The organism is Iodidimonas sp. MBR-22, assembly GCF_029946565.1.
Classification (GTDB): Bacteria; Pseudomonadota; Alphaproteobacteria; order Sphingomonadales; family Rhodothalassiaceae; genus Iodidimonas; species Iodidimonas nitroreducens.
The window spans coordinates 213,323-232,948 of the sequence record NZ_JARKVQ010000003.1 but is presented as its reverse complement, the minus strand read 5'-3'; the positions used below and the strand labels follow the sequence as shown (position 1 = coordinate 232,948).

General features: G+C 57.6%; 17 protein-coding genes. 13 read left to right on the top strand and 4 right to left on the bottom strand.

The annotated features are described in order from the left end of the window. Positions 1-74: 74 nt before the first annotated feature. From QK300_RS04095 to QK300_RS04085, 3 genes are all read right to left on the bottom strand, one after another. On the bottom strand, positions 75-731 hold the full coding sequence (locus QK300_RS04095; protein WP_281300279.1) for a LysE family transporter: 657 nt from the start codon (positions 729-731) through the stop codon (positions 75-77). Next, positions 728-1,747, bottom strand: a complete 1,020-nt coding sequence (locus tag QK300_RS04090) for an alpha/beta hydrolase (protein ID WP_281300280.1) — start codon at positions 1,745-1,747, stop codon at positions 728-730. Before QK300_RS04090 ends, QK300_RS04095 begins: the two co-directional genes overlap by 4 nt. A 71-nt stretch (positions 1,748-1,818) precedes the next feature. Further along, positions 1,819-3,570: a monovalent cation:proton antiporter-2 (CPA2) family protein gene (locus QK300_RS04085; RefSeq protein WP_281300281.1), complete on the bottom strand. Its 1,752-nt coding sequence runs from the start codon at positions 3,568-3,570 to the stop codon at positions 1,819-1,821. Between the two features lie 142 nt (positions 3,571-3,712). On the opposite strand from QK300_RS04085, the gene QK300_RS04080 reads away from it, so the two are divergent. The 7 genes from QK300_RS04080 to QK300_RS04050 all read left to right on the top strand — a co-directional run bounded on the left by QK300_RS04080 (position 3,713) and on the right by QK300_RS04050 (position 11,843). Then, complete coding sequence (locus QK300_RS04080) at positions 3,713-4,714, top strand: calcium/sodium antiporter (RefSeq protein WP_281302266.1); 1,002 nt, start codon at positions 3,713-3,715, stop codon at positions 4,712-4,714. 11 nt (positions 4,715-4,725) lie between these two features. Then, positions 4,726-5,511, top strand: a complete 786-nt coding sequence (locus tag QK300_RS04075; RefSeq protein ID WP_281302265.1) for an SDR family oxidoreductase — start codon at positions 4,726-4,728, stop codon at positions 5,509-5,511. Between the two features lies 1 nt (position 5,512). After that, positions 5,513-5,929, top strand: coding sequence for a dihydroneopterin aldolase (gene folB, locus QK300_RS04070; RefSeq protein ID WP_281300284.1), 417 nt, complete (start codon positions 5,513-5,515; stop codon positions 5,927-5,929). A gap of 416 nt (positions 5,930-6,345) precedes the next feature. Next, positions 6,346-8,307 carry an excinuclease ABC subunit UvrC gene (uvrC, locus tag QK300_RS04065; RefSeq protein WP_281300285.1) on the top strand — a complete coding sequence of 654 codons (1,962 nt, stop codon included), beginning with the start codon at positions 6,346-6,348 and terminating at the stop codon, positions 8,305-8,307. Between the two features lie 77 nt (positions 8,308-8,384). Further along, the gene (locus QK300_RS04060; RefSeq protein ID WP_281300286.1) at positions 8,385-8,990 is read left to right on the top strand and encodes a ribonuclease HII; all 606 of its coding nucleotides are present in this window, start codon (positions 8,385-8,387) and stop codon (positions 8,988-8,990) included. Positions 8,991-9,212: 222 nt separating this feature from the next. Next, positions 9,213-10,241: a site-specific DNA-methyltransferase gene (locus tag QK300_RS04055; RefSeq protein ID WP_348651821.1), complete on the top strand. Its 1,029-nt coding sequence runs from the start codon at positions 9,213-9,215 to the stop codon at positions 10,239-10,241. A 69-nt stretch (positions 10,242-10,310) separates the two neighbouring features. Further along, positions 10,311-11,843 (top strand): M20 family peptidase, encoded by a 1,533-nt coding sequence (locus QK300_RS04050; RefSeq protein ID WP_281300288.1) that lies wholly within the window; start codon positions 10,311-10,313, stop codon positions 11,841-11,843. Positions 11,844-11,861: 18 nt separating this feature from the next. On the opposite strand, the gene mutY is transcribed toward QK300_RS04050, so the two are convergent. Beyond that, positions 11,862-12,911: an A/G-specific adenine glycosylase gene (gene mutY, locus QK300_RS04045; protein WP_281300289.1), complete on the bottom strand. Its 1,050-nt coding sequence runs from the start codon at positions 12,909-12,911 to the stop codon at positions 11,862-11,864. A gap of 73 nt (positions 12,912-12,984) precedes the next feature. On the opposite strand from mutY, the gene QK300_RS04040 reads away from it, so the two are divergent. From QK300_RS04040 to QK300_RS04015, 6 genes are all read left to right on the top strand, one after another. Continuing rightward, positions 12,985-13,584: a DciA family protein gene (locus QK300_RS04040; protein ID WP_281320815.1), complete on the top strand. Its 600-nt coding sequence runs from the start codon at positions 12,985-12,987 to the stop codon at positions 13,582-13,584. Positions 13,585-13,681: 97 nt separating this feature from the next. Beyond that, positions 13,682-14,434 (top strand): DsbA family protein, encoded by a 753-nt coding sequence (locus QK300_RS04035; protein ID WP_281300291.1) that lies wholly within the window; start codon positions 13,682-13,684, stop codon positions 14,432-14,434. A gap of 15 nt (positions 14,435-14,449) precedes the next feature. Next, the gene (gene smc / locus QK300_RS04030) at positions 14,450-17,935 is read left to right on the top strand and encodes a chromosome segregation protein SMC (protein WP_281300292.1); all 3,486 of its coding nucleotides are present in this window, start codon (positions 14,450-14,452) and stop codon (positions 17,933-17,935) included. Positions 17,936-18,158: 223 nt separating this feature from the next. Then, entirely contained in the window at positions 18,159-18,446 is a 288-nt protein-coding gene (locus QK300_RS04025) for an AtpZ/AtpI family protein (protein ID WP_281300293.1), read from the top strand. A 37-nt stretch (positions 18,447-18,483) separates the two neighbouring features. Continuing rightward, complete coding sequence (locus QK300_RS04020; protein WP_281300294.1) at positions 18,484-19,230, top strand: F0F1 ATP synthase subunit A; 747 nt, start codon at positions 18,484-18,486, stop codon at positions 19,228-19,230. A 92-nt stretch (positions 19,231-19,322) separates the two neighbouring features. Continuing rightward, positions 19,323-19,550, top strand: a complete 228-nt coding sequence (locus QK300_RS04015; RefSeq protein ID WP_042085892.1) for a F0F1 ATP synthase subunit C — start codon at positions 19,323-19,325, stop codon at positions 19,548-19,550. Positions 19,551-19,626: the final 76 nt, after the last annotated feature.

Below are 19,626 nucleotides of genomic sequence, written 5' to 3'. Positions count from 1 at the left end.
TGAATTTGTGGGTAAAACCATGCGCAGATCATTGCGCGACCGGCGATGAAGAGCAAGCCCCCTATCGATTTTTCCTAAAAATCGGCCGTCACTTCCTTGATGGCCCGAAAGGCCAAAGCAAGGGCGATGAGCGTCATGATGATGCCGATGGCCAGATCGAGACGCCGCAAGCCCCGGGGCGACGACAGAAACGGCGCGGCGCGCCCTGCCATCTGCGCAAGACCAAAAAACCAGACCGCCGAACCCAGCACGGCCCCCACCGTAAAAGACAGACGATCGAGCCCCGCCGCATGGGCCGAAGCCAAGCCCCCCACCAAAACCAGCGTATCCACATAGGCATGAGGATTGAAAAGCGTGAGGGCCAGTGCCACCAGCGCGGCCCGGCGCGCTGTGGGGCGAGCCATGTTCGCCTTGCCCATTGCCGTCTTATCCTCAAGGCCGGGGGATGGCCGGGCCGCCGCCCGGAAGGCCAGAAAGGCATAAAAACTGATGAACAAAATGCCCATGGCTGTCGCACTTTGGCGCAACAGGGGGTGCGAGGCGAAAAAGGCCCCCGCCCCCAATGCCCCGAGGGAAATCAGCACCGCATCGGCGAGAAAACAGGTAAGGGCCACCGCCATGGGATGCTGCCGATGGACCGCTTGCCGCAAAAGAAAAGCATTTTGCGGGCCGATGGCCATCACCAAACCGATCGAGATCACAAAGCCTTCAAGGAAAGACCAGAGCGTCATCTGATGGTATCGGCAGGCCTGCGCGACCTGCGCGAGACGATTCCATCAAGCCACGAGAGCAGGATGTCATTCACCTCCTGTGGTTTTTCCTGCTGCATCCAATGCCCCGAGCCGCGCATATCGATGCGCTGATAATTCGTGAAAAATGCTTCCTTGCCATCGGCCAGATGGGCCGGGCACACGCCATCCAGATCGGCGGTGATCATCAGGGCCGGAATATCGATGGAGGGCTTGCCCCCCAAGGGCTGAAAGCGTTCCATATCCGCCCAGTTCGCATCCATATTGCGGTAATAATGCAAAGGCCCCAGCATCCCGCCAGCGCGAAAGGCTTCCGTATAAACCGCCAATTCGCGTGGAGGCAGAAAATCTTCGCCCGGCCATTTTTCAATCGGCCCCTCAAGCCAGCGCACCAGATCCAGATCCGGGGTGGAAAAAGCCCCGCCGCCCTTGCCGGAGCGCGGCTTTGGCCGCCGCATGAAAAAGCGCATAGTGCGTTCGATATCGTCCTCGAAAATCGCTTCGCACAGCCCCTCATCCTGAAATTGCACGATATACATCTGCGGCCCAAAGGCTTTTGCAAACAGGGCCACAGGCGCAATCGAGCCGCGCGGGATAAAGGGCACATTGAGATTGCCAATGGCCTGCAATCGCTCCGGGCAATAAAAAGGCAAGGACCAGTTGATCAAAGCTCCCCAATCATGGCCGATGATGATCGCCCGCTCCACCCCATAATGATCGAGCAGGCCGGTGATATCCCGGGCCAGCACCCCCATGCCATAAGCCGCGCGATCACGGGGCTTATCGGATCGGCCATAGCCCCGCATATCGGGGGCGATCACGCAATAGCCCGCCCGCGCCAATGCGGGGAACTGATGCCGCCAAGTAAAGGCCAGATCAGGAAAACCATGCAGGAAAAGCACCACCGCCCGGGCTTTTTCAGGGGGTGGCCCCGCGCGGTAAACAGCCAGATGAATATCATTGGTTTTGATCATCTCAGGCACGGGAAATGCAAACATAAGCCTCCTGCATGGATTTTTTCCGCTTTATTGTTTCTATCGTGCAAAGGCGGCCGCGGCCCTGGAAACCTTCAGCCCCGGCCTTCAAGATCACGAATATTGGCATAATCTTCGCTGCGCAAACTATCAATAATATCATCCGCCGTTCCATGGGGCAGGCCAAGGCTGCGCAAAACCTGCGCCCCCAATTGCAGGCTGGCTTCCAAAGTTTCCGGAACACAGGCGGTGGCCCCCAGCTTTTCCAGTTCCTGACCATGGCGATGGTCGCGGGATCGGGCAATGATCGGAATATCGCTGTTCATCCGGCGGGCCGTGCGCACCGTGCGGGCAGCGGATGCGGCACTATCAAGGGTGATGATGAGGCTTGAAGCCTTGTGTAACCCGGCGGCTTTCAGGGTTTCCGGGCTGGCCGCATTGCCATAGAAAACCGGCAGGCCCGCGCGATTGGCATTTTCGATGGTATCGGCATTCAAATCCAGCGCCACATAGGCGATCCTTTGGCTGGCCAGCACCCGCGCCAACATCTGGCCCACCCGCCCAAAACCGGCGATCACCACATGGCCTTCCAATTCATGCCCGGTGTCTTCCAGATTCTCCGGATTGGCGGATTGGGCATCATGGATCAGCGCATGGGTGCGCATCCGGCCTTCGATCAAGCGCCCCAGCCAATCCAAAGCCGGGGTAAGGGCAATTGACAAAACCACCATCACGCTCAGAATTTGAACCGCGCGATCATCGAGCAGGCCCAAGGCCAAAGCGGCGGCAAAAACGATGAAGGCAAATTCTCCGGCCTGCGACAATAACAGCCCAAAGCGCAAAGATGATCCGGTGGGCAGCTTGAACAAGCGCCCCAAAAGGGCCGCCACCACCGCCTTCAAAATCAGCATTCCGAACAATAAAACCGCAATCCAGCCCAGATTTTTCAGCACCAGAATGGGATCGATGGCCATCCCCACGGTGAGGAAAAACAATCCCAAAAGCAGGCTGCGATAAGGGGAAATATCAAGCTCGACCTGCGAGCGATAGGCAGTTTCAGCCAGCAGCATACCGGCCAGAAAAGCCCCCAATTCCATCGAAAGGCCCACCTGCTCCATCAGGAAAGCCGATCCCAGAACGATCAGCAAGGTGGTGGCGGTGAAAAGCTCAGCGCTGCGGGATCGTGCCACCAGCCGGAAAAAGGGCTGGGCGGCATAGCGCCCGAGCAGGATCACCGCGCCGATGGCGAGGATGGTTTCCCCCACCGCCGACAAAGCGGCCATGGAAATGCGCGGCGTCCCATTGGCCATGGCCGAGACCAGCAAAAGGATCGGCACCACCGCAATATCCTGAAACAAGAGCACCGAAAATGTCCGCCGCCCCACCTTGCTGGCCAGCGCATCCTGATCGATCATCAAACGCATGACCACAGCCGTAGAGGATAAACCAAGGGCCAGCCCCACCACGGTTGCCGATTCAGACGATACCCCAAAGGCCATGAGCACCAAAGCAATCAGCAAAGCACTGAGCGAGACCTGAAGCCCGCCCAACCCAAAAATATAGCCGCGCATGGCTCGCAGGCGCTGGAGAGAAAGCTCCAACCCAATGGTAAACATCAGAAAAACAATGCCAAATTCGGCCAGGGAATGGATCTGATCGGTTTCTTCGACCAACCCCAAAACCCCCGGCCCGATCAGCATACCAGCGATCATATAGCCCACAACCGGGCTCCAGCTTAATCGCTGAACTCCCAAAGCCGCCAGAATGGCCGCCAGAAGAAAGACCAGCGCATCGAGAAGGGCGCTTTCACTTCCAATGGTTGCGATCTGTGAAAGCTCAGCCTCCATCCGTGCCTGTCTCCCTGCCTGAAATTAACGCTGGCCACTGCTTTTAATCGGCCCTATCAAGCCCTATATGAACCAATCATCGCGAAGGAACAATTGTCCTGTCAATTTTTCCTGTCATCTGAACCGGATATAAAGAACGCATATGCTTTTTGCCCTTCTTCAAGCGATCATCGGCCTTGGCCTTCTGGTGATTGCCGGTGATTATCTTGTCAAAGGTGCTGTGGCACTGGCCGAAACTTTTGGCCTGCCGCCCTTGCTGATTGGCCTCACCATCGTGGCTTTTGGCACGTCCGCCCCGGAATTTTTCGTTGGGATTGATGCCGTTTTGCGCGGGGCCCCCACCTTGGCCTTAGGCAATGTGGTGGGCAGCAATATCGCCAACAGCCTTCTGGTTCTGGGCCTGCCAGCGCTGATCGCACCGCTGGCCTGTTCCGCCCCGCGACTGAACCGGAATATGGCGATCATGCTGGGGGCGACCATTTTATTCATTGCCCTGTCGGCGGGCGGCGCTCTGGTTTTCTATGAAGGCCTGATATTGTTCGCGGGGCTGGCTGGTTATCTGGTTTATTCCGGCCTGCGCGCCCGCAGCAATCCCGCAGTGGCGGCTGAATTTCTCGATCTTCCCGAGGTTGAAACCGATGATGCGGCCAACCCGCGCAAAAAATTGCTCAAATCACTCCTGTTCGTTATCGGGGGCTGTGCCGGGCTTGTGATCGGGGCTGATCTTCTGGTGAGCGGTTCGGTGTTTATTGCCACAAGCTTGGGCGTTTCCGAGGCCATCATCGGACTGACATTAGTGGCCCTGGGCACCTCCCTGCCTGAATTGGCCACCTCGATCATGGCGGCTTTTCGTGGGCATTGCGATGTGGCCTTGGGCAATGTTATCGGCAGCAATATCTTCAATCTTTTGGGGGTGATGGGCGTCACGGTCATGGTCGGCAGCGTGCCCGTGCCCGATAGCTTTTTCGAGGTCGATCTTTGGGTGATGCTGGCAGCGAGCCTTGCGGTTTTCCCCTTTACCCTGCGGCGCGGTTCGGTGGGGCGCGTGGCGGGCCTGTTTCTGCTTTTATTCTATAGCGCCTATATCGGCTGGATTGCCTATAATGGGGTGCATATGGCGAATGCCGCCGCCCAGCTTTCCTGAAAGCAGCCTGCATGAGCATAGATCCCATTAAAAAAGCCATTCTGATCACCGGGGCCGCCCAACGCATCGGCCGGGCCATGGCCCTTGATCTGGGCAAAGCCGGTTATCCCATCGCCGTGCATTATCACCGGTCCGCACAGGATGCCGATGAAACTGTTGATGCCATTCGTGCCGCCGGGGGCCGGGCGCACGCCCTTTGTGCCAATCTGGAAGATGAAGATGATCTGGCACGCTTATGGCCGCGCGCCATCGAACGCTTTGGCCTGATCGGCGGCCTGATCAATAATGCCTCGATCTTTTTGAAAGATGATCTGGACAGCACCACCCGCGAGACATGGACGCGGCATATGCAGATCAATCTGCGGGCGCCATTCGTGCTGATACAGGCCATGGCCGCGCATCTGGGCCAACAAAGCGGGGAGGATGCATCGGGATCGATCATCAATATCATCGATCATCGGGTGTGGAAGCTTAATCCGCATTTCACCAGCTATACGCTATCGAAATCAGCTTTATGGACCCTCACCCAAACCGCCGCGCAGGCGCTGGCTCCCCATATCAGGGTGAATGCCATCGGCCCCGGTCCGGTGCTGCCCAGCATCCATCAGAATGCCGAAATTTTCGAGAATGAAGCCAGCGCCACCCCCCTTGGCCATGGCCCAAAGCTTGAGGAATTCGGGCAAACCGTGCGCTTTCTGCTTGAAACACCCTCGATCACCGGTCAGATGATTGCGCTGGATGGTGGCCAGCATCTGGCATGGCGCACCCCCGATGTGGATGCAGGCACAGGAGAATGATATGGACGGCAGCGACGACATCACAGCGCGACCTGCTCCCGATATCGCCAATGCCTGGCGCAAAATCCGCCATGTGTTCATCCGTGATCTGATCATCGAAGCCCAAATTGGCGTGTGGGAGAAGGAAAAAACCGCCCGCCAGCGCATCCGGGTCAATGTGGATCTGGGGGTCGAGGATCGGGACGACCATCTAGACCGCATCGAAAATGTGGTGTGCTATCACGAGGTGATCAAAGGCATCCGCACCATCATTGCGGGGGGGCATATCCATCTGGCCGAAACCCTGGCCGAAGAGATCGCCCGCATGGCGCTGGCCGATCCCCGCGTCTCTTCGGCACGCATCCGGGTGGAAAAACTCGACATCGTGGCAGATGCCGCCAGTGTGGGCGTGGAAATCGAGCGGATACGCCCTTTATAAAGGCTTAAAAGACCGGCTTTGGTCGCGAATCTCATAGGGCTTTTGCACAGCCCACCAAAGCCGTCAAGCGGCTTCTGATGGCCGTTCCATGTCCTTAATGATCTTTCCTGATTTGTTCATTGACTTAATAATAATGCTTTATTATCAATATGTTGATGAAATTGCCTATTTATTGTGCAAAGCCCTGTGACTCAAAGGTTACCGCCATGTTACAGCCTCGGCCCAAAGCTTACCCACATAGTTATCCACAGGCTCCGTGGACAAGTTTTTGCCGACTCAAATCCGCCCCATCCAGCCCCTTGAGATGACATGATTTTTTGCCCCAAAGGCCCTTTTGGGCAAAATTTTGCGCAGGCAATGACCTGTCCATAATAGAAGATCATGCTATTGAGCAGATGAAAGCAGCGGATCGATCCATGGCCAGACACCAGCAAAATCATCCCCCATCCCATCAGGGGGTCAGCGCGCCTGATAATCCCCTTCTGGGGGATGGCCGCGATGATGATCTGCCAAATGATCCCTTAACCGATACCGGGGTGAAAGGCGCGGATGCCATCCGCGCGGCTTTGGCCAATGCCCCCCATGCGCCGGGCGTTTATCGGATGTTTGATGCCCGCGATGATGTGCTTTATGTGGGCAAAGCCAAAAATATCAAAAAACGGGTGAGCAGCTATATCCGGGTCACGGGGCTGAGCACCCGGATCAAACGCATGGTGATGCTGACCCGGCGGATGGAATTTGTCACCACCCATACCGAAGCCGATGCCCTGCTTTTAGAAGCCAATCTGATCAAAAGGCTAAAGCCGCCCTATAATATCTTACTCCGCGATGATAAATCCTTCCCCTATATCGTCATCCGGCGCGGCCATCCATGGCCCCAGATCGCCAAGCATCGCGGGGCACGGGGCAAGGATGGGGATTATTTCGGGCCTTTTGCGTCTGCCAGCGCCGTCAATCAAACCCTGAACACCATGCAGCGCATTTTTTTGCTCCGCACCTGCAGCGATCAGGTGCTGGAAAATCGCTCGCGGCCCTGTTTGCTTTACCAGATCAAACGCTGCTGCGCGCCCTGTGTGGGGCGCATTTCCCATGAAGATTACCAAAAGCTGCTCTCCGATGCCCGGGCTTTTCTGGAGGGCCGCGATACCGGCATTCAGAAACAACTGGCCACCGATATGATGAAGGCGGCTGAAACCCTTGATTATGAAGCCGCCGCCGTTTTGCGCGACCGGCTCAAGGCACTGGCCCATGTACAAAGCCATCAGGGCGTGGCCACCAGCCGCTTGCGCGATGCCGATATCATCGCCGCCAGCCATAAGGCCGGGGCCACCTGCATTCAGGTGTTTTTTTATCGTGCCGGACAAAATCGCGGCAATCGCGCCTATTTCCCACGTCATGAGCCTGATGCGGCCATCGATGATGTGCTGGGGGCTTTTCTCGCCCAGTTTTATGACAATAAACCCCCGCCGGCCCAGATCATTTTGAATGAAGCGCCAGCGCATCTGCCGCTTTTGGCCGAAGCTTTGAGCGTATCGGCGGGCCATAAAGTGCATTTGATCCTGCCCCAAAAAGGCATCAAACGCGATCTGCTGGCCGAGGTGGAAAAGAACGCAACCCTCGCCCTTGATCGTCGGCTGGCTGAACGCTCCAATGAACGGCAATTACTGCACAATCTGGAACAGGCCCTTGATCTGGAGACGACCCCAAGCCGCATCGAAGTTTATGATAACAGCCATATCCAAGGCAGCTACGCAGTGGGAGCCATGATCGTTTCGGGACCGGAAGGATTTGATAAAAGCCAATATCGGCGTTTCAATATCAAAGACAGCAGCCTCACCCCGGGCGATGATTATGCCATGATGCGCGAAGTGATGACCCGGCGTTTTGCCCGGCTTTTAAAGGACGATCCTGATCAAAGCCGTGGTTTGTGGCCCGATCTGATGCTGATTGATGGGGGCAAGGGGCAATTATCGGCGGTTCTGGCGGTGGCTCAGGATTTCGGGATTGGCGATGATGTGGCGATCATCGGCATTTCCAAAGGCCCTGATCGCCATGCCGGGCGCGAACAATTCCACAAGCCGGGAAAACCCCCCTTCATTTTACGGGAAGGGCATCCGGCGCTTTATTATCTGCAGCGCCTGCGGGATGAGGCCCATCGCTTTGCCATTGGCGGCCATCGCGCCCGGAGATCAAAGGCGATCAGCAAAAATCCCCTTGATGATATTGCGGGCATTGGTCCGGGGCGAAAGCGGGCGCTTTTGCATCATTTCGGCTCGGCGGGGGGGGTGGCCGATGCAGCCCTGAAGGATCTTGAGGCCGTGGATGGTATTTCAGGGGCCATGGCCCGGCGCATTTATGGTCATTTCCATGATCGTTGAACGAAACTTCACAGGGCCAAACCTCACAGGGAGAAACCTCACAGAGATTGACTGTTCCCAAGCGGGAGCGAACGCCTATGCCTGATTTCAGCCATGAGCAGGCTTTCTTAGGGCTTGTCGCCGGGATCGATGAAGCCGGGCGCGGGCCATTGGCCGGGCCGGTGGTGGCCGCAGCGGTTATTTTTGATCGCACCCGCCCCCTTGATCCCAGCCTCATCGGGCTTGATGACAGCAAAAAACTCAGCAAAGGCAAAAGGCTCGCCTTGTTTGATGCCATCAAGCGCCATGCCCTCAGCCATGCTATTGCTTTAGCGACGGTCGAAGAAATCGATCACCTCAATATCCTGCAGGCCAGCCTGCTCGCCATGCGCCGGGCGGTGGCCCAATTGGAACCGGCTCCGATCGCCTGTTTGGTGGATGGCAATCGCGATCCCGGCCTGCCTTTTCCCAGCCAATGCATCATAAAAGGCGATCATCAAAGCCTTTCCATTGCTGCTGCGAGCATTCTGGCCAAGGTCACCCGCGACCGGATCATGGAGGAATTGGCCCGGGATTGGCCGCACTATGAATGGCAGAAAAACGCAGGATATGGCGTGCCAGCGCATCTCGAAGCGCTAAGGCTTGTGGGTCCATCCCCCCATCATCGCAAGAGCTTTGCCCCGGTTCGTAAGATTCGACTCTAGTATAATCTTGCAAAATATTGATTCAAAATGAAGAATCTGATTGACCCGAGTCGCTGTTTTTTCCAAACTGGCGGCGTTCAATGAGGGAAGATCATGACGAAATCACCAGAAAACCTGAAAAAGCCATCGCTTAGTTCAGATGAAAATGCGGGCGCACAGGCTTCGCCCAAAAGGGCGCATGTGCCCCTTGATAGCATCCTCAAAGGCGATTGCATCGAGCAGATGCGCGCCCTGCCGGATGCTTCGGTGGATATGATCTTCGCCGATCCGCCCTATAATCTGCAATTGAAGGATAATCTGCAAAGGCCCGATCAATCCCTTGTGGCCGGTGTGGATGATCAATGGGATAAATTCGATAATTTTGCCGCCTATGACAGCTTCACCCGGGCATGGCTTTTTGAAGCCCAGCGTCTATTGAAGGAAACTGGAACGATCTGGGTGATCGGCACCTATCACAATATATTCCGCGTGGGCACCGCCATGCAGGATCGGGGCTTTTGGCTGCTCAATGATATCATCTGGCGCAAAACCAATCCCATGCCCAATTTTCGCGGCACCCGCTTCACCAATGCCCATGAAACCCTGATTTGGGCCGCAAAAACCGCCGATCAGCGCAAATACACCTTCAATTACAATGCGTTGAAGGCGATGAATGATGATCTGCAAATGCGCTCGGATTGGCTGATCCCCATCTGTACGGGGAAGGAACGCCTGAAAAAAAATGGCAAAAAAGCGCATGCCACCCAAAAGCCCGAAGCCCTGCTTTATCGCATCCTGATGGCCGCCAGCCGGCCCGGTGATGTGATCCTCGATCCCTTTTTCGGGTCTGGCACCACCGGGGCGATGGCCAAAAAGCTGGGCCGTCATTTCATCGGGATCGAGCGCGATGACGGCTATATCGCCATCGCCCGTGAACGGATCGCCACAGCCGCTAAGCTTGATGAAGAAGCGCTGGGCTACAGCATCTCCAAACGTCAGGCCCCGCGCGTGCCTTTTGGCCAATTGGTGGAAGCCGGGCTGATCCAGACCGGCACCACTCTTTATGACAGCCGCCGCCGCCACACGGCGCGGGTGCGGGCCGATGGTACCCTTGTCTGCCGGGATATGACCGGCTCGATCCACCAGATCGGCGCCCATGTGCAGGGCGCGCCTGCCTGCAATGGCTGGACATTCTGGCATATCGACAAACGCGGGGATCTGGTGCCTCTTGATCGCCTGCGCGAAGAAATGCGGGCCGCGTCTCACGCCTGATCGCGCAAGATCAGCGGCCTTGCCGTTCAACGACCAGATAACGATGGCATAGCGAAAAGGATCGGCACCATGGCCAAAGGCAGGAAGCGGCGCTCTCTGATTTTATGGCTGTCGATCCCTTTTGCGGGCCTTCTCGCGCTGCTGGCTTTGATGGCGCTGCGGCTGATGCTGCTGCCCGATACTGCACATTCGGAAAAGCAACAGGCCATAGCGGGGGCCATGACGGGGGCCATGGCGGGGGCCTATCCTCATCCGATCGATGGCGAAGCCGCCCTGATGCGCTTATCGCAGGCCCTGCAATATCAAACCATATCCACCGAAAATCCGGCTGATCGCGATGCCAGTGCCTTTGCCGCTTTTCATGCCTTTCTGGCGGATCATTTCCCCTTGGTTCATGCTCGGGCGGAACGCATCGATCTTGGCAGCGATGCGCTTTTTTTCAAGCTTGCGGGCAGCCAGCCCACACTACCGGGTTCTGTTTTGATGGCGCATCAGGATGTGGTGCCCATCGAGCCGGGCACCGATCAAGATTGGCAGCATCCGCCTTTTTCCGGGGCGATTGCCGATGGCTATATCTGGGGTCGCGGGGCCATGGATGATAAAGGCGCCCTGCTCGCCATTCTGGAGGCTTTGGAGCTTTTGCTGGCAGATGGTTTTGAGCCCGAGCGCAGTTTATGGCTGGCTTTTGGCGCCGATGAAGAAGTGGGCGGCGAAAATGGCGCGGTGAAAATCGCCACATGGCTTTCCGAGCATGACATTCCCATTGCCTTTGCCCTTGATGAGGGCCTGGCCGTTCTGCATGGCATTACCCCGGGCGTCGGCGCGCCGGTGGCCATGGTGGGGCTGGCGGAAAAAGGATCGATGACCATCCGCCTCAGCGCCCGGGAAGATGGCGGCCATTCTTCGATGCCGCCGCGCATCTCCGCCCCCGGCAGGCTGGCCAAGGCGCTCACCCGGCTGGAACGCAATCCCATGCCCGCCAGCCTTGATGGCATCCCCGCGCAGATGCTTGTGCGGCTGGCCCCGCATATGAATTTTCCCCTCAATCTGATCACCGCCAATCTATGGCTCACCGAGCCTTTGGTGATCGATCAGTTTTCTGCCGCCCCTTCAAGCAATGCGATGATCCGCACCACCACCGCCATCACCATGCTGCAGGCCGGTTTTAAATCGAATGTGCTGGCGCAAACTGCCGAAGCCACCATCAATTTCCGCCTGCGCCCCGGCGATAGCGGGCAGGATATCCTCGATCATGTGCGGCGGGTGATCGATGATGAGGCGATCACCATCCATGGCACGGACGAAGAGGCGCAGCCGGCCTCGCCCATTTCATCCACGCAATCGGCAGCTTTCGCGATTTTGGAAAGGAGCATCGCCAAAAGCTTTCCCGATGCCCTGCTGGCCCCCGGGCTGGTGATTGCCGCCACCGATGGCCGCCATTTCACCAAAGCGGCGGATGATGTCTATCGCTTCAGCCCGATGCGCCTTCATCCCGATGATCTCGCCCGGCTCCATGGCACCAATGAACGGCTGGGCGTCGATAATTATCTTGAAATGATCAGCTTTTATGCCGAATTGATCAAGGCGGCTGATCAGAATTAGAGCAAGCCCTGATCGTGATCAGGGTTGAGCGGCCAAAGCATGGCGGGCGATCTTTTGCATCAGCCCGGGCAGGCCATCAAGCTGATCCCGGGCCAGCCAGTGCCCATCTTTTGGCGCGCCGATCGGCTGATCGGCCCGCAAAACGGTGATCCGCAATTCAAAATGGGTGAAAACATGCCGCACCTCGCCCGGCAGGGTGCCCCACTGGGCTTGATAGGGGGCATGGGCCATGGCCTCAGCCATCAAAGGCGGCGTATCAAGCCAAGGGGATGTGGGAATTTCCAGCATCCCCCCCAAAAGCCCTTTTGCGGGCCGCCGCCGGACAAAAACCGCCCCATGTTTTTCCAGCCAGAAGGCCAAAGCATGGCGCATGGGGCGCTGTTTTTTTGGGGCCTTTACCGGCAGGCTTTCAGCATCGCCTTTGGCGGCAGCCCGGCAATGAGCCCGCCATGGGCAGGCCGGGCAGCGGGGCTGGCGCGGGGTGCAGATCACTGCCCCCAAATCCATCAGGGCCTGAGCAAAATCGCCGGGCCGATCATCGGGAACAAGCGCCAATGTCTGCGCCCTGATCGGCTTTTTGGCGGCGGGCAAAGGCTGGGTGATGTGATAAAGGCGGCTGATCACCCGTTCCACATTGCCATCCACAGCCGCCGCCGGGCGATCAAAAGCGATGGCGGCGATGGCGGCGGCGGTATAATCGCCGATCCCCGGAAGGCGCTTTAAAGCCGCTTCATTATCGGGGAAAAGCCCATCATGATCGCGGCTGATGATATTGGCACAGGCATGAAGATTGCGCGCCCGGGCATAATAGCCAAGCCCCGCCCATTGATCGAGCACGGCATCAACCGGCGCTGCGGCCAGATCCCGCACCCCCGGCCAACGGGCCATGAAGCGCTCGAAATAGGGCTTCACCGCCGTAACCGTAGTTTGTTGGAGCATAATTTCGGAAAGCCACACGGCATAGGGATCGGGCCGCTCACCCGCCGCTGCCCGCCATGGCAAATCCCGCAGGTGGCGATCATACCAGATAAGCAGATCACGGCTGATCGGCGGCGATCCTTTAATCACTTTCCTGATGGAGGTCTGGCGTGATCCCACAGGATGACCTAAGCTGTCATGCGTCAATGACAAGAACCCAATGATGAAAAGCGGATCGCGCACAGTGGCAGCCAAAGCCGGAAGCGTCAAACGATCATCGTCCCCAAATTCATCGGGCGGCGGATCAGCGGGCACGCGGGCCCCCGGGCGGCGCGGCCATGCCATGCCCCTGTCGCGGCTGATGCCGGATCTGGCGCGATCCGTCTGGCGGTCGCGGGGGTTCATCAATCAGGAAATCGTGGCCCGCTGGGCGATGATCACAGGCACCGCCATCGCCTCGCAATCCGTGCCCTTGCGCCTTAACTTTCCGCGTGGCGAACGCATGGGCGCCAGCCTTGAAATTCGGGTCACCCCGGCCTTTGCCCCGATCCTGCAACATCAGGAACCGCTGATCATCGAACGGGTGAACAGCTTTTTCGGCTATCGGGCGGTGAACCGTATTCTCTTGCGGCAGGGCCCTTTGCCCCCGAAACCCACATACGCGCCTGCAAAAAATCCGCAAGCCCCCCCTGATCAACAGGCCCCCCCTGATCAACAAGCCGTGGCACAGTCAAGTCATCTCGCCAAAGGGGTGGCCGATGATGATCTGCGCCGCCTGCTGGAACGCTGGGGCGCGGATCTATTGGCCAAAAAACATCCTTAGGCAAAGCCCAACAATAAAGTATAACATCGCCGAAATTCCGTGTAGCCATCAGGCTATAAACGCCCTAAAATCACTATATCTGGTAAGGTGAAGACATATGAAGCACAATTTAAAGCAATTTGGCGCCTATAAGCGGAGTGCCGCCCTTTCGATTCTGGCCCTGATGGCAGCAACGCTTTCTGCCTGCGGCAATGAAAATGAGCCGTCTCAATCCTCATCGTCCAAAGCCGAAAGCCCGGCGCAAACGGCGGCCAGCGCATCAGGCGATGGCCCCAATTATCTTGATGTCATCACCACCGATACCGCATCGGAAAAGGGCTTCGCCCTGGGCGGTGTGGCCATGGGCAATCCCGATGCGCCGGTCACGATCATTGAATATGCGTCCCTCACCTGCCCCCATTGCGCCGCTTTCCATAAGGACGTGCTGCCCGGTTTGAAGGAAAATTTCATCCAATCCGGCAAGGTGCGCTATGTGTTTTATAATTATGTGATGAACCGCATCGATCTGGCGGCTTCCAGCATTTCCCGCTGTTTTGGCCCGGAGCGGTTTTTTCCGCTGTCTGATCTTTTCTTTTCCCGCCAGCGCGAATGGCTGGCGAATGCCCGGGATCAGGGGCAGGTGATTGATGATATGGCGGCTTTGGTGCGCCGGGCGGGGATCAGCCGCACCGAATTCGATCAATGCCTTGCTGAGCGCGATTTGCAGCAGCATCTGGTTGAAATGACCAGCGGCGGGCAAGCGCGCTGGCAGATCACCGGCACGCCCACCATCATCGTTGATGGTAAAAAGCGGGGGGCAGAAGCCCAGAATTATGAAGGTCTGGCCAAAATGATCAATGACAAACTCTAGCCCGAGGCTCCTGCCTTGCAGTTTACACGGCTTCGACTGACCGGCTTCAAGTCCTTTGTCGATCCGACCGAACTTCGGATCGAACCCGGACTCACGGGGGTCGTGGGCCCCAATGGCTGCGGCAAATCGAATCTGGTAGAAGCCCTGCGCTGGGTGATGGGCGAAAATTCGGCAAGATCCATGCGCGGATCGGGCATGGACGATGTGATTTTTGCCGGCACCGATCGTCGGCCCGCGCGCAATCTGGCAGAAGTCTCGCTGGTCGTTGAAAATCCCGATCGTGTGCTTCCCGGGGCCTTTGATGATGAAGACCGGCTGGAAATCACCCGCCGGATCGAGCGCGATCAGGGCTCATCCTATCGCATCAATGGTCGCGATGTGCGGGCAAAAGACGTGCAGCTTTTGTTTGCCGATGCGGCCACCGGGGCCCATTCCCCGGCGATGGTGAGCCAGGGCCGGGTGGGGGCGCTGATTTCCGCCAAGCCCCGGGATCGAAGGGCCATATTGGAAGAAGCCGCAGGCATTTCCGGGCTGCATAGCCGCCGCCGGGAAGCCGAGCAGAAATTAAAGGCCACCGAAGCCAATCTTTTGCGCCTGCAAGACAGCCTCAGCCGCCTTGAAAGCCAAGCCGCCAGCCTGAAGCGGCAGGCAAAGCAGGCCGAACGCTATCGCCAGATCAGTGATCGCATCCGTCAGGCCGAAGGCTGCCTGCTCTATCAGGAATGGCGCATGGTCAGCGCCCAAAGCGAAGGCTATGAGGCGACGATCCGCAAAGCCGATCAGGAGGTGGCAAGCCTTAATTTGCAATTATCCGCACTGGAAGCCGCCCATGAAAAACTGGCGGCCCTTCTGCCTGAATTGCGCCAGACCGAAGCCCATTGTGCCGCCAGAGTGCAAAGGCTGAGCCAGGCTGCCGATCAATTGCGCCATGAAGATCAAAGGCGGGCCGATGCCTTGGAGACCATCGCCCGGCAGATCGAACAGATCAACCGCGATGAGGAACGGGAAGGTGAAAGCCGCCATGATGCCCGGCAGGCGCTGGACCGCCTACAACAGGAACGGCAAAACCTGATCGCGGGCCTTGAAAATCAGCAAAAATCCCAAGCCGAGGCCAAAGCCCGCCTGATTGAGACCGATCAGCAGAATCGGCTGGCCGAACAAGCCCATGATGCGATCAATCAGCAGATGATCGAGGCGCGAGGCAGGCGTTCCAGCCTTGGCAGCGATCTGGCGACCCTGATGCGGCGCCTTGATCGCGGGCAGGCCGATGTGCTGGAAAATCAAAAGGCCATCGATCTGCTATCGGCAGATCACGAGGATCAGGCCGATATCGCCCGCCTTGAAGCCGATCTGGCCCAACAGATCGAAAACGTGGAACAGCGCAATAAGGCCCTTGAAGACGCCACCCGCCGCACCGCCGCCGCCCACGAACTGATGGATCAAAAGCGCGCGGCCCTCTCGGAAATCAGCAGTGCGATGGCCCATATCACCGGCGAAATCGCTGCCCTGGACAAACGCCTGAAGGACAAAGCCCCCGGACCGACCGCCGCGCTGGCCACCAAAATCAGCGTTGAACCCGGCTATGAACAGGCCTTGGGGGCAGCCTTGGGCGATGATCTGGGCGCCGCCCACGATGATCAGGAAAAACCCCTCAGGCCAGAGGACGCGGATCGGATCTGGCGTCATCTGCCCGCTTATGCCGATACCCCCGCTTTGCCCCCTGCGGCACAGGCAATCAACCAATGGGTGAAGGCGCCGCCTGTTCTCAGCCGCCGCCTGGCACAGATCGGGCTGGTTCCAAGCCGGGCAGAGCTTGATCGCCTTGCCCCCCAATTACGCCCCGGCCAAAGGCTGGTGACCCCTGATGGTGCGATGATGCGCTGGGATGGGCTTTATAGCTCAGCCCGGGCCCCCTCTGCCGCAGCGGTGCTTTTGCAACAGAAAAATCGCTTTGCGGCCCTCAAGATCGAGGAAGCCGCCCATGAAAAGCGGCGGGAAGCCGCCCAGATGGATTATCGCACGGCCCAGGCCGCTGTTGATGAGGCGCGCAATGATGAACTCGATCAGCGCCGGATTGGCCATGAAGCCGAAGCGCGGCTGCGCGATCTGCGCAAGCAGCTATCGGAAAAGGAACTCGCCGCCAGCAAAAGGGCCTCGCGCCTTGCGGGCCTTGAAGAATCACGCAAAACTCTGGAACAGGATCTGAGGGCTGCGCTTTCCCGCAAGGAAAGCCTTGAAGGCACTTTGGCAGCCCTCCCCGATCCTGCTGATCTGGACCGCCTGGTTGAGGGTAAAAAAACCGAGCTGGAAACAGCCCGGCGCGAGGCGAGCGCCGCCCGCTCTGCCTTTGAAACCCAAAAGCGTGAGGCCGAAAACCGGCAGCACCGTCTGCTTGCCATCGATAGCGAAATCACCGCCTGGACAAGCCGCCTGAAACGCGCCGAAGATCAACTGGCCGATCTGGATAAACGCCGCCAAAGCGCCCTTTTTGAGCAGCAAAAGCTCAGCATTCCCGATCAGGACAGCGCCGCCAAACATCAGGCACTGGCCGATGAACTGAAGAAGGCACAAGAAGCCCGGCGCGGTGCCGCCGATGAAGTGGCGCAGGCGGAAACCGCTTTTACAGAAAAAGACAAGACCCTCAAAGCCGCCCAAACCGCCCTTTTCGATGTGCGTGAAAGCCGGGCGCGGATGGAATCCTCCTTTGAAGCCGCCCGGGAACGCCGGGCCGCCCTGGCGCGGCTGTGCGGCGAAAGCTTTCAATGCCCGCCCCCTGATCTGCTGCACACGCTGGCTGTGGGATCGCCTGAGGATTTGCCCGATATCGAAAGCCTGCAAGGCAATCTCAAAGATCTGAAGGCCGATCGCGATCGGATGGGGCCGGTGAATTTGCGCGCCGAAGAGGAACTGGCCGACATCACCGCACAGCTCAATCACATAGAAACCGAGCGCAGGGATCTGGAAGCCGCCATTGGCCGCCTGCGCCATGCCATTGGCAGCCTCAATCGCGAAGGGCGGGATCGCCTGCTCACCGCCTTCAATGCGGTAAACGGGCATTTCACCTCGCTGTTTCAAACGCTGTTTGGCGGCGGCCATGCGCAATTGGAACTCGTCGAATCGGACGATCCCCTTGATGCCGGACTGGAAATCATGGCCAGCCCGCCGGGCAAGCGCCTGCAAAATCTGTCTCTTTTATCGGGGGGCGAACAGGCGCTGACAGCCTTGTCCCTGATTTTTGCCGTTTTCATCACCAATCCATCGCCGATTTGCGTGCTCGATGAAGTGGATGCCCCCCTTGATGAAGCCAATGTGGAGCGCCTGTGCACCCTGCTCGATGATATGATCAGCCGCACCAGAACGCGGTTTTTGATCGTCACCCATAATGAAGTGACGATGGCCCGGATGCATCGCCTGTTTGGCGTGACCATGGCCGAACGGGGCCTGTCGCAGCTTGTTTCTGTGGATCTGGAACGGGCCGAGCAGATGGTGGCTGCCGAATAATTGCGGATGGCCCGGCTCACATCCCCATTGAACTACAAATAACCTATATTTTTCAGTATCTTAAATAATGATCACCTTTTCTTGACAGGCCTCGGACCCGCTTCTATAGTGCGCGCGCATTTGATCGCGTCAGGCACGTGCCGGGCGCGGATGCCACTCAGAAACGGCTATGATCGTGGATTCAAAGAAGCAACCGCATCGAAAAGACGACTTCAAAAAGAGGTTGAATGAAGCGCGCGCCAAACAGGGTCTCGATCAAAAAGAGAACGGCACGGGATCAGACGACGGACAACAGGGCCAAAGCCTGTCGCAGGGCTATCGAATGGGTCTTGAATTCGTCTCGGCGGTTGCAGTGGGGGCCTTTCTGGGCTACTGGCTGGATCGCTGGTTTGGAACCACGCCGATTTTTCTGATTGCGCTGTTGCTGGTGGGGACGGTTACGGGTATTCGCAATCTGATGCGCTTGCTGGTGAACCAAAGCGACACTGACGACCGAGACGACATGAAATAACCCGATAGTTGGAAGACTTTCACCGGAGCATGGAAGCGTGGCAAACCCGCTCGAACAATTTGAAATTCATCCGACCGCTCCCTTGAGCATTGCAGGGATCGATGCCTCCTTGACCAATGCCGGCATTTTCATGCTGGCCACCAGTGTCAGTGTGGTATTTTTCGTGCTGATGGGGATGCGCCGCAGCAGCCTCGTCCCCGGGCGTTGGCAGTCGATGGTCGAGATGTGCTATGAATTCATCTCGGGCATGGTGAAAGAAAATATCGGCCAGAAGGGGCGCTCTTATGTGCCCTTCGTCTTTACCCTGTTCATGTTCATTCTGGCGGGCAATCTGATCGGTCTTTTGCCCTATTCCTTCACGGTGACCAGCCATCTGGCGGTCACCTTCGCCTTTGCCGGATTGATTTTCCTCGCCACTATCGTCATCGGCTTCATCAATCATGGCATGCATTTTCTTGGGATGTTCATCCCCCGGGATACGCCGGTTGTTTTGCTGCCCCTGATCGTCGTGATCGAGGTCATCTCGTTTTTGTCGCGTCCCGTTACCCATTCGGTGCGTTTGTTCGCCAATATGACGGCGGGGCATATTCTATTGAAGGTGTTTGCGGGTTTCATTGTCAGCCTTTTGCTGGCCGGAGGCTTTTTATCGAGCATTTCGGTCCTGCCCGCGCTGATGATTGTGATCCTCAATGCCCTTGAACTTCTTGTTGCTGTTGTGCAGGCTTATGTCTTCGCGCTTTTGACCTGCGTTTATCTCAATGATGCCGTCAATCTTGAGCATTGATCGGCTAAAGGCTCTTTCATCCCAAATCACCAACCGCCAACCGGTGTGACGCTCTTGCATCATCAACCGACCTCATTCGAAAGGACTGACACATGGACGCAGAAGCCGCAAAATTGATCGGCGCCGGAATTGCCACTTTGGGCATGGGTGGCGCAGGGATCGGCCTTGGCCTGATCTTTGGCTATTTCCTTCAGGCCGCATTGCGCAATCCGGCAGCCGCCGATAAACTCCGCCCGACACTGATTTTCGGGTTCGCGGTGACAGAAGCTCTGGGCATTTTTTCGTTCCTCGTTGCCCTCATTCTTTTGTTCGTCGCTTAAGGCAGCAAACGTGATTGCGCCCGGCCAATGATTCGACCCGAATTCGGATCAGCCGGATTGGGGTCCTTCAATGGCC